Source organism: Kitasatospora sp. NPDC038210 (assembly GCF_055600605.1).
In genome coordinates this window covers 1-1,338 of record NZ_JBVJYK010000088.1, presented here as the reverse complement: position 1 = coordinate 1,338, position 1,338 = coordinate 1, and the positions used below count along the sequence as shown (strand labels likewise).

Sequence of the window (1,338 nt, the reverse complement as noted above, 5' to 3'; positions counted from 1 at the left end):
CAGGGCCGTTTCAAAGTCTGGTGATCTTGTGAGTGTGCTGGTCAGGCGATGCCGAGGAGGTCGAGCGGGCGGCTGAAGGGTTCGTAGGAGGCGTGCCGGAGGCCGGCGGCGATGTTACGGTGCCCGTGCTGCCGCAGCGTGTTGATCGCCAGGTTGCGCAGGGTCGCCATGTTCTCGGGTCCACGGCCGGTACGGATCTTCGAGGCGTCCTCGGCGAAGGTGGTGTCGCGGACGAAGTGCAGCCGGTTCTCGATGGTCCATTGCGACCTGGCGAGTTGGCCAAGGCGCTGGGGCGAGGCCTGGTGCGAGCTCAGGTCGGTGATCGCGTAGATGGTCTGACGGCTGACCGCGCCGGTCTTGAAGTCGGTGCGGTAGCGCAGGATGCGCACGGCCTGGACCGCGTGGGGGAAGTCCAGACCGAGGTCGGTGACGGTGAGGGCCCTGGTCACGCGGGTCTCCTTGCGGCCGTGGCCCATCTCGCGGTCGTAGCGGCGGGCGATGACGTCCTTCCAGGGCAACGCCCGGAGCCGGCGGTGCAGTTCGGGCTGGTTGCCCTTGACCACCAGCAGGTAGTGGGCTTTCTTCTCCTCGACCAGGAATCGGACGTGGCTGCGCTGGGTGTGCAGGGCATCGGCCGTGACCGTGATTCCGGTCAGGTCGTAGGGCGCCAGCAGCGCGGTGAAGCAGGTGATCTCATTGGTCTTGTCGGACACCCGCAGCTGGGTGACGGTCCGGCCGTCGCCGGTCATCGCGGCCAACAGGTGAGCGGCGGGCGAGGTGCCGTTTCGGGAGCCGCGAGTGGCTTTGCCGTCCACGGCGATCGAGTCCGAGCCGACCGGATCGGCGCCGGTCAGGCCGGCCAGACCGCCCGGGCAGACCAGGCCGATGACTCGCCGGATCGTGGCGGCGCTCGGTGCGACGCGCACGCCCAGTGCGCCCACGACCCTGGCGCCCAGCCGGGCCAGGGCGTGTTGCGGAGCGTTCGCGGACCACTGACCGATGGCCGCGTACGAGCGCGCACCGGCGACCACCGCCGAGGCGGCCACCAGCAGGACCGCCACGAACGGGTGACGCACCCCTCGGCGCCGACGCGGATCCGGCAGCAGCCGCAACCGCTCCACCAGCGACAATCCCGCCACACCCTCCAGAGCGGGCGACTTGATCAGGCAGACGGTGGCAGACTGGCGGCACATCGAAGCTCCGGCGGTTCAGGGCGACTTGGGAAGGTCACCCCGTTCAACCGGAGCTTCGATGCGTTCGTGACGGCCCAGCATGGATCCCTGCATCGCCGTGACCTGCGGACTCACGCGCTCACCAGGACTTTGAAACGACCCTGGG

The 1,338-nt window shown here is 69.2% G+C and carries 1 protein-coding gene; it reads right to left on the bottom strand.

Annotated elements, in window-relative coordinates; translation table 11 throughout:
* Window positions 1-41: 41 nt before the first annotated feature.
* Window positions 42-1,193 carry an ISAs1 family transposase gene (locus ACZ7KX_RS42710; RefSeq protein ID WP_470331345.1) on the bottom strand — a complete coding sequence of 384 codons (1,152 nt, stop codon included), beginning with the start codon at window positions 1,191-1,193 and terminating at the stop codon, window positions 42-44.
* Between the last annotated feature and the right edge of the window lie 145 nt (window positions 1,194-1,338).